Source organism: Microcoleus sp. Aus8_D2 (assembly GCF_036702665.1).
Classification (GTDB): domain Bacteria; phylum Cyanobacteriota; class Cyanobacteriia; order Cyanobacteriales; family Microcoleaceae; genus Microcoleus.
Window position 1 is genome coordinate 82664 of sequence record NZ_JAUBUN010000032.1, and the last position, 8895, is coordinate 91558.

Genomic DNA, 8895 nt, shown 5'->3' on the forward strand with positions numbered 1-8895 from the left:
GTATTTGCCGATAGATAACTGTTTAATAATATAAATACAGGCAACAGAGCGGGACGGCACCCCAAGAAATGCTTGGAAAAATTGAGAAACTCCCATTTTTTATCTATTTTATCTCAGGTTTAAATTGAGCAGTGTATGCTAAAATTAAAAGAGCAATTTTTCAGGTGAGAATAATTATGCAGTCAACTAGCGAAAGCCTCATGGGAAAAGTTACAACAACGCTAGCGATTCAAAATCTGATAGATCAGGCTGATGCCGAACGAGGCATGATTCCAATAGAGCAAATCAGGTCTGTTACTCTAGAAAATGTTTTAGTGGATACGGGCGCGACAACTTTGTGTTTGCCAAAAGATGTCATTGCTAGACTAGGTTTGAGAATCCTTAAGCAAGTAGTTGTTGAGACCGCAACTGGCATTAGCGAGGCAAGGATTTTTCAAGATGCTAAAATTTCTCTGTGCGGCCGCGAAGGGACGTTTGAGTGTTTGGAATTGCCAGAGGGAAAAACTCCGCTTTTAGGCGTGATTCCGATGGAAGCGCTGGGAATTGAAGTAGATTTGAAAAATCAAAGTTTGAAGGTTTTGCCTGACGGGCCGACGGAAACTTATTTGACAATTCTTTGATGTTAATCTCAAGGTCGGGGAAGTAAACATTATGCAGTCTACTGTGCAAACAGCAGCGGGCATTAAAACTGAACCCTCAACTGTCAACTGTCAACTGTTTAAGATTCTTTGATATTCTTGAGTTTGGATGCCAGCTATTCCAAAGGCAGCGCTAAGATGGTTAAGCACTGTTTTGCACTACTCTCATGTCCCAACGCGCCAAAACCTCACACAGCCAGCCAAGTGCATCCCACAACGGGCATCAGGTGACGAGTTCTAACTCCAACAGCCAAAATACAATTCGGATTCGCGGTGCGAGACAGCACAACCTTAAGAATATCGATCTGGAACTGCCGCGCGATCGACTGATCGTGTTTACTGGTGTCTCCGGTTCTGGTAAGTCTTCCCTGGCTTTCGATACAATTTTTGCCGAGGGACAGCGCCGCTACGTGGAGTCTCTCAGCGCCTACGCGCGCCAGTTTTTGGGACAGTTGGATAAGCCGGATGTGGATGCAATCGAGGGGTTGAGTCCGGCTATTTCGATCGACCAAAAGTCAACTTCTCACAACCCGCGATCGACTGTCGGCACTGTTACAGAAATTTACGATTATCTTAGATTGCTCTACGGCAGAGCTGGCGAACCGCACTGTCCGATTTGCGATCGCTGCATTGCGCCGCAGACAATTGATGAAATGTGCGATCGAGTTATGGCACTTCCAGACGGTACTCGCTTTCACCTTCTGGCGCCAGTTGTGCGCGGAAAAAAAGGCACTCACCGCAAATTATTGTCGAGTTTAGCTTCCGAAGGATTTATTCGGGTGAAAGTTAACGGAGAAATTTTAGAACTGTCGGAAAATATCGAATTAGATAAAAATCATACGCACAATATCGAGATAGTTGTTGACAGGTTAGTTAAAAAACCCGGTTTAGAAGAACGTTTAGTGGATTCTCTCTCGACTTGTTTGCGGCATTCTGAGGGAATTGCGATCGTAGAAGAGTTACCGGCTGACGAAAATTCTGAACCAGCCAATGGGCCGATCGTATTTTCGGAAAATTTTGCTTGTCCCGAACACGGCGCGGTGATGGAAGAACTTTCGCCCCGCTTATTTTCGTTTAATTCGCCCTACGGCGCTTGTCCAAACTGCCACGGTTTGGGGAGTTTGCGGACTTTTGCGCCGGAGTTGGTGATTCCCGATGAGAAAGCGCCTCTTTATTGTGCGATCGCCCCTTGGTCAGACAAAGACAATTCTTATTATCTCTCTTTGCTGTGCAGTGTTGCTGATGCTTGCGGATTTGCGATCGACACTCCTTGGTTCCGCTTGAGGCCCGAACACCAGCGAGTGATTTTGTATGGAAATGAGTCAAAACAAACCGCAGAAAGTAAGAAGCGAGATAGCAACGCCACCGATTTGAGGAGAGATTTTAAAGGTGTAATTTCCATGTTGCAGCGCCAGTACGACGATACTGGTTCTGATTTGATCAAACAGAAGCTGGAACAGTATCGAGTCGATCGCTCTTGCGACGTGTGTCAGGGTAAGCGGTTGAAGCCAGAGGCGCTGTCGGTACGGCTGGGACAGTACGGAATTGTGGATTTGACGGGGATTTCGATTCGCGACTGTCGGGAACGAGTCAATAATTTGGGATTGAGCGATCGGCAATTTCAAATATCCGATTTAGCCCTGAGAGAAATCAAAGCAAGACTCCAATTTTTGCTCGATGTCGGATTGGATTACCTGACATTAGACCGCGCAGCCATGACACTTTCCGGCGGAGAAGCCCAGCGAATTCGCCTCGCCACTCAAATCGGTTCTGGTTTGACCGGCGTCCTCTACGTTTTGGACGAACCCAGCATCGGACTGCACCAAAGAGACAATTTTAGGCTGCTGCAAACCTTAACAAAGTTGCGCGATTTAGGCAATACTTTGATTGTGGTAGAACACGATGAAGAAACCATGCGCGCGGCAGACCACATTGTGGATATCGGCCCCGGCGCCGGCGTTCACGGCGGCAAGATTATCTCGCAAGGAAGCTTGGAAAACTTGCTGGCGGCCGAAGAATCCTTGACTGGTGCTTATTTGTCGGGAAAACGAGTAATTGAAACTCCTAACGAAAGGAGAAAAGGCAACGGCAAAGCTCTCTCGATCAAAAATGCGACGCGCAACAATTTAAAAAATGTTGATGTGGAATTTCCGCTGGGAAAACTCGTCTGCGTGACAGGGGTTTCCGGTTCTGGTAAATCAACTTTAATCAATGAATTGCTGTACCCGTCACTGCAACACTATCTCACCAAAAAAGTTCCTTTTCCGACGGATATGGAAGCCCTAAAAACCAAGGGCGAACGCTCTCTTGAGGATGTGGTTGATAAGGTAATTGTCATCGATCAATCTCCCATCGGCCGCACTCCGCGTTCTAATCCTGCTACTTACACGGGAGTCTTTGATGTGATTCGGGATTTATTTTGCGAAACCATTGAAGCGAAGGCAAGAGGTTACAAAGCGGGGCAGTTTTCTTTTAACGTGAAAGGGGGAAGGTGCGAAGCTTGCGGTGGCCAAGGGGTGAACGTGATTTCGATGAATTTTCTGCCGGATGTTTACGTGCAGTGCGAGGTTTGTAAGGGTGCGCGGTACAACAGGGAAACGCTGCAAGTGAAGTATAAAGGCAAGTCGATTTCTGATGTTTTGAACATGACTGTCGAGGAAGCTTGGGAGATGTTTAAAAATATTCCCAGGGCGGGCGTCAGATTGGAAACTTTGGTTGATGTGGGATTGGGTTACATTCAGTTGGGACAGCCGGCGCCGACGCTTTCTGGGGGCGAAGCGCAGCGGGTGAAGCTAGCAACGGAACTGTCGCGGCGCGCTACTGGGAAGACGTTGTATTTGATTGATGAACCCACGACTGGTTTGTCGTTTTATGACGTTCACCATTTGTTAAACGTGCTGCAAAGATTGGTGGATAAGGGGAATTCAATTTTGGTGATCGAACACAATTTGGATGTGATTCGGTGCTGCGATTGGGCGATCGATTTGGGCCCGGAAGGGGGAGATAAGGGCGGCGAAATTATTGTGGCGGGGACGCCGGAGGAGGTGGCGGCAAATCCTCGTTCTTATACTGGGAAGTATTTGAAGGCTGTTTTAGAGCAGCATCCTTTGGGGGAGGCTGTAGCTGTGAGTTAACTGGTTCGTAGTGAGGAATGCGAGTCCGCATCAAAATCAGAGGACTCGCATTCCGAACGATCAAACTTTTAACGATTAACTATCTTGAATAGTGGGAGACATTGCCATATTTTGTGCTTGTTTTTGCATGAATTCAATGTCCGATCGCAACCAAGTACGGGGCCCCCTGCATTGATGAGCAATTAACAGCCCCCACAGTCCTTTTTTCGTTAAAATTGGCACGGCTAAATTCGCGCGAACCTTCAGGCTGCGCAGAAACTCTCGGTGACATTGATGAATTGGTTCTGTTTCAATATCTGAAATTGCTCTGACTCTGCCGGCTTGGTACAAAGCAGCGTATTCGTCGTTAAAACACTCGTCTGGGCCAGTGGAACCTAAGATTGAGAGTTCGATCGCACTTAGCATCTCGCAAGTCACTCTACCGTGCCACTGCCTGTAAAAATAATACAGCACCGCGCGATCGCTCTGCAACACTTCTCGAATGTCGTAGAGGGATTTTTCAATTAATACGTCGCGCTTGAGACGATCTGTCAATCGGTTAACAATGTGTTGCAGGCGATCGCCAGACATGGTATTAACTCCTTCAATTCTTAGTGTACTGGCAAGCTCTGAATTATTTAACTTGCTCCCTCACAAATCCTTAAATTCTGGCGGTTCTCGGTGATCGCCCGATCTGAAATGAGTGATTTTGGGCTTGACAGTTGTCGGGACGCGAGTAACATTATACTAATATTTTGACTGAGATAGCAATCATTTCGAGAAGAACCACAAGCCTCTGGCCTGTTCCACACAGGAAGAACCACAGGCGAGCGGTCATTCCCAAGTCTTCAATCTCCAATCTCAAATGGTATAACTGCTAGGATATCTCTGTAGCTAGAGGAAACATCAAATATGTCTGTGCTAGAAGCTGCTTGGACACACGAATTTATCGCTACAAACGGCATCAAACTCCACTATGTGACTCAAGGCTCTGGGCCGCTGATGCTGATGCTGCACGGATTTCCTGAGTTTTGGTATTCTTGGCGCCATCAAATCCCGGAATTTGCATCAGATTATAAAGTTGTTGCTGTGGATCTCAGGGGTTACAATAACAGCGACAAACCCAAGGATAAATCTGCTTATGTGATGGCAGAATTTGTACAAGATATCAAGGGAATTATTCAAGGCTTTGGATACAAAAGCTGCGTCTTAGTTGCCCACGACTGGGGAGGTGCGATCGCCTGGAGTTTTGCTTATGCTTATCCTGAGATGGTGGATAAATTAATTGTGATGAATATACCGCATCCGGCAAAGTTTGCTGAAGGGTTGCGCACTCCCCAACAATTGCTGAAAAGTTGGTACATCTTTTTGTTTCAGTTGCCATTTTTGCCGGAATTTTTAATTAAGTTGGGCGACTATCGGGCGATCGATCGCGCTTTGCAAGGCATGGCAGTTGACAAAAGCAGCTTTACCCCCTCCGATATCCAAGCTTACAAAGATGCGGCTGCCAAACCGGGTGCTCTGACTGCTACTATCAATTATTACCGGAATATTGCTCGCGGATTTCTCGATCGCCCGAATTGGGATGTCCTGGAAGTTCCGACGCTGATGATTTGGGGCGAAAATGATAGGGCTCTCGGCAAAGAGTTAACCTACGGCACCGCAGATTACGTGCGGGACTTTCAGATTCAGTACATTCCCAATTGCAGCCACTGGGTGAACCAGGAACAGCCGCAGTTAGTGAATCGCTACATGAGAGATTTTTTAGCACGCAAGTTCATTTAATTTGTGTTGCGGGCGAGCGGGCGATCGCATTTGAATATCAATTAGAGGAAAATATTATCAATAACTTTGTGTCAACTCTTGACTCTCAAGAACCGCTGTCAACTCTCTACTCAACTCTGTGGCGTCTGATAGGAGTGGGGAACAATCGCCCGGAGCGCGTTAGCTTTTGCGAGACGGAAAGCTTGCAGCATGGGTTTGCCCAAAGATCTACTTGCACCCAAGATTCTCAAAATGCGATCGTCCGCTGGAATGGTCGGACATTGCGTGAAAAATATCAATTCTCGAAAAAAATGTATCTGAAACGATATAATTTTTGACATTCCCAACCTAAAAAATTGAGAGGGAACCAATCCAATTTTCGCAGTCAGTTTTTATGACACCAGACATATCAGAAATCCAGCCGCAAAGAAATCACCGCATAATTGTCTTGGCGCTGATTTGTCTGACGCTGCTGGGACTGGCATTACGCCTTTATGTGGCGTGGCGCACCAACCAAACTCTACCCGATACCCCCGCCCGTCTGACGGGCGACGAACCGGGCTATGAACGTTTCGCATACGATCTGCTGAACGGTTATTTTTTTGAAAGACCAGGCCGGACGCCAGTTTATCCCTTTTTTGTGGCTGGATGCTATGCAATTTTTGGTCGCTCTCCCGCATCTGTAGTTTACGTACAAGCTTTTTTGGGGGCGACAATCATACCGCTAACTTTTATCCTGGCACGGCGTTTTACTGGTGCTCAGAGTTCCTTAGTAGCGGCTGGATTAATGGCGATAGATCCCTCCCTCATTTTTCATGTCAGGCGCCTGCAAACAGAGATTTTATACACGCCTTTAATACTTTTAACCGTGCTGGGTTTGCTGTGGGCATTGGAACAGCCGCAGTGGCAAAGTTTTTCATTAGCAGGTGCGCTGTTGGCAATTACGAATCTTTGTCGGCCGACAGCGATGTTGCTTCCAGCAATTGTGCCACTATTGATGCCGCGCGAATGGCATTTTAAGCGCAAGATTGCTTTGTTTGTTGCTTATTTGGGCGCAATTATCATCATTACTGCACCTTGGACTTACCACAATTATCGAACTCACAAGACTTTTTTGATTTACAGTGTTTCTGTGGGTGCACTGTGGCAAGGAAGTCCAGAGTTTTATCATTTGGCTTATGAAAAACTACCAAAACGCCATATGGTTCAGATTTGGGAGGAAGAACTCAATCCGGCTCGGAATGGGGGACACAATGCTTTTACAATTGAGGGCGATCGCTATTTTACCAAACGGGCGATCGCTTCAATCCTCCGCGAGCCTGCTGTCTATCTCTGGTATTGTTTGCAAAAGGCAGTTTTTTTCTGGTTGGGAAACCCTGTAAGCGACTGGCCCGATCATGCTATGTTTAATGTGGGTGTAATGCGGCGATTCTTTTCGCTACAACAGATTGTCTGTATTTTGGCGGTGCGAATTTTGCCTATAATTGCTGCTTTGAGCATGATAGTTTTGCGGGAGCGCTGGCGGGAGTTTTTGCCACTGCTGGCAGTCTGCGGCTATTTTACTTTGATTCATGCACTCACTTATGCAGAAGTTCGCTACAGCGAGCCACTGCACCCGATTTTGGCGATCGTAATTGCTACGGCGGCGGGGAAACTTCAGCGTCGGTTGAAGTTAATTAGTCAGTAGGTATTAGGCAGTTTGTCAGTAACCCAGTGTTATCCAAAACTATAATTCGGATTTTTACGATCGCAATTTTCATCGCCCTCAGTCTTGAATTGTAAAGCGCCAGGGCAATTTTTTATCAAAACATCGAAACAATTAAAATTTCCGGCAATGCTGCAGGTGAGATCGCTGGCTACATCGGTGCAGTCTAGGGCAATATCAATTTCGACATCAAAGATTTGCAAGATTAGGGAATTAAGGCGTTGCTGATTTACAGTATGAAAAGCTAAATATGCAAGTCATAGAAACCAGTATCCACAAAGGTTATTGATTTTTAACTTATTTTTTTCAGCCCCTGATTAAGCAACACCGTAATTAATACATACCGCATTTACGGGGGTATGTCTCCATGGGAATCTGAAGATGATGATGGTAAATACGGCTGGTCGAAAATATCCCAAATTCAGACAAATCTAAATATAATTAATGGGGCGCACTGGGATCGGATTATGACTGATCCGCCCCAGGGTAGCGATTATTGGTGGTCGGGAGAACCAGGCACAGTTTGGCAAGGTAATGCCAAAACTATTTTTAATAGTCTCAAACAAGCAAATATTCGCCCGGTTGTGAGTACTCGGAATGTTGATAATGGCTGGCATCCGAGTGGGGATCTGCAACTGAATCCGCCGCGCACAGGAGAAGATTGAAACGAGTGGTGGGAACAGGTTTTTGCTACGGTTTATTGGCTGAATGTTCGCAATGATTACCGCGTTGATGATTGGGAAATTCACAACGAATCGGATAATCGCGATTAGGGTTGGGGCGGGACTAGGACTGACTATTTTGAGTTGGTTAAGGTGGCAAAAGATGCGATAGACTTTGTTTATAAAACTTATTTGCCCGATCGCACTTACCGCATCCACGGCCCGAAAACCGTGGCAGCAATTGGCCGGCTAGTGCTTTGCAGGAAATACCGAATTATTTGAATACCGTCAATGTCCACAACTACGATGCAGATATTTCTAACTACACCCGCAAAGTGCGCTGCTGGATGAACGGTACTGTCCGCGCTAACTCGCAGGTTTGGGTGGGAGAATGGGGAAGTTACGAGATTAGCTACGGCGATTTATCTTTAGCTTTAAGTTTGATTAAAAATTTGATCCGAGGTTCCCAACCGGGGGATAATTATATTTACGGCAGTCACATATTCTGTTTGTACGACTGGGGAAAGCCGGGACTGGCGTTCGGTTTGCTGGGGGATGGAGGAAAACGGCGCGCGAGCTACTATGCTTTGCGGATGGGAATTCGGGCGTTGCAGGGCGGTAGAGCTAGCTTTTTTCCGATCGCTAACAGTTCCGATTTGATGGCAGTTGCAACTCTCGATTCCAGTAAGAATGTTTACTTGCTGGCTGTCAACGACCGAGCAAAATCTTATACTGTTCGTGCCGATATTTCGGCTTTGATCGAAGCTGGTAATGGGACGGTGTGGGAGTTTAGTTTGAGGTTAATGGATGAGGTTGTTAGCAGCTTGACGCTCAAGGGTGGTAGTGCGACTTTTTTGGTGCCGGGGAACAGTGCTATTCTCATCAAGTTCGATCGCCCGAATTGAATGTCAAATCCTCTGGGTAAATTGGTAGCGTTTGACATCCACCCCGCCGTAAAACGGACGGGGATTCCATCTACTTCAACAAATAAAAAATTGATAACTGTCGAAATT

General features: G+C 46.4%; 8 protein-coding genes. 7 read left to right on the plus strand and 1 reads right to left on the minus strand.

Annotation, left to right across the window (positions count from 1 at the left end):
* The first annotated feature begins 176 nt into the window (after window positions 1–176).
* Together QUB64_RS22790 and uvrA are read left to right on the plus strand one after the other, a co-directional pair.
* Complete coding sequence (locus QUB64_RS22790) at window positions 177–620, plus strand: retroviral-like aspartic protease family protein (RefSeq protein WP_333278152.1); 444 nt, start codon at window positions 177–179, stop codon at window positions 618–620.
* A gap of 185 nt (window positions 621–805) precedes the next feature.
* Window positions 806–3772 (plus strand): excinuclease ABC subunit UvrA, encoded by a 2967-nt coding sequence (uvrA, locus tag QUB64_RS22795; RefSeq protein ID WP_333278154.1) that lies wholly within the window; start codon window positions 806–808, stop codon window positions 3770–3772.
* 75 nt (window positions 3773–3847) lie between these two features.
* Here uvrA and QUB64_RS22800 read toward each other — a convergent pair whose 3' ends face one another.
* A complete protein-coding gene (locus tag QUB64_RS22800; protein ID WP_333278156.1) occupies window positions 3848–4342 on the minus strand; it encodes a GAF domain-containing protein in 495 nt (164 codons plus the stop codon).
* A 321-nt stretch (window positions 4343–4663) separates the two neighbouring features.
* Here QUB64_RS22800 and QUB64_RS22805 point away from each other — a divergent pair, with 321 nt between their 5' ends.
* The 5 genes from QUB64_RS22805 to QUB64_RS22825 all read left to right on the plus strand — a co-directional run bounded on the left by QUB64_RS22805 (window position 4664) and on the right by QUB64_RS22825 (window position 8787).
* Window positions 4664–5536, plus strand: coding sequence for an alpha/beta fold hydrolase (locus tag QUB64_RS22805; RefSeq protein WP_333278159.1), 873 nt, complete (start codon window positions 4664–4666; stop codon window positions 5534–5536).
* A gap of 68 nt (window positions 5537–5604) precedes the next feature.
* Window positions 5605–5853, plus strand: coding sequence for a hypothetical protein (locus QUB64_RS22810; RefSeq protein ID WP_333278161.1), 249 nt, complete (start codon window positions 5605–5607; stop codon window positions 5851–5853).
* Between the two features lie 56 nt (window positions 5854–5909).
* Window positions 5910–7202: an ArnT family glycosyltransferase gene (locus QUB64_RS22815; RefSeq protein ID WP_333278163.1), complete on the plus strand. Its 1293-nt coding sequence runs from the start codon at window positions 5910–5912 to the stop codon at window positions 7200–7202.
* Window positions 7203–7579: 377 nt separating this feature from the next.
* Window positions 7580–7885: a hypothetical protein gene (locus QUB64_RS22820; protein WP_333278165.1), complete on the plus strand. Its 306-nt coding sequence runs from the start codon at window positions 7580–7582 to the stop codon at window positions 7883–7885.
* Between the two features lie 275 nt (window positions 7886–8160).
* A complete protein-coding gene (locus QUB64_RS22825) occupies window positions 8161–8787 on the plus strand; it encodes a hypothetical protein (protein WP_333278167.1) in 627 nt (208 codons plus the stop codon).
* Window positions 8788–8895 lie beyond the last annotated feature (108 nt).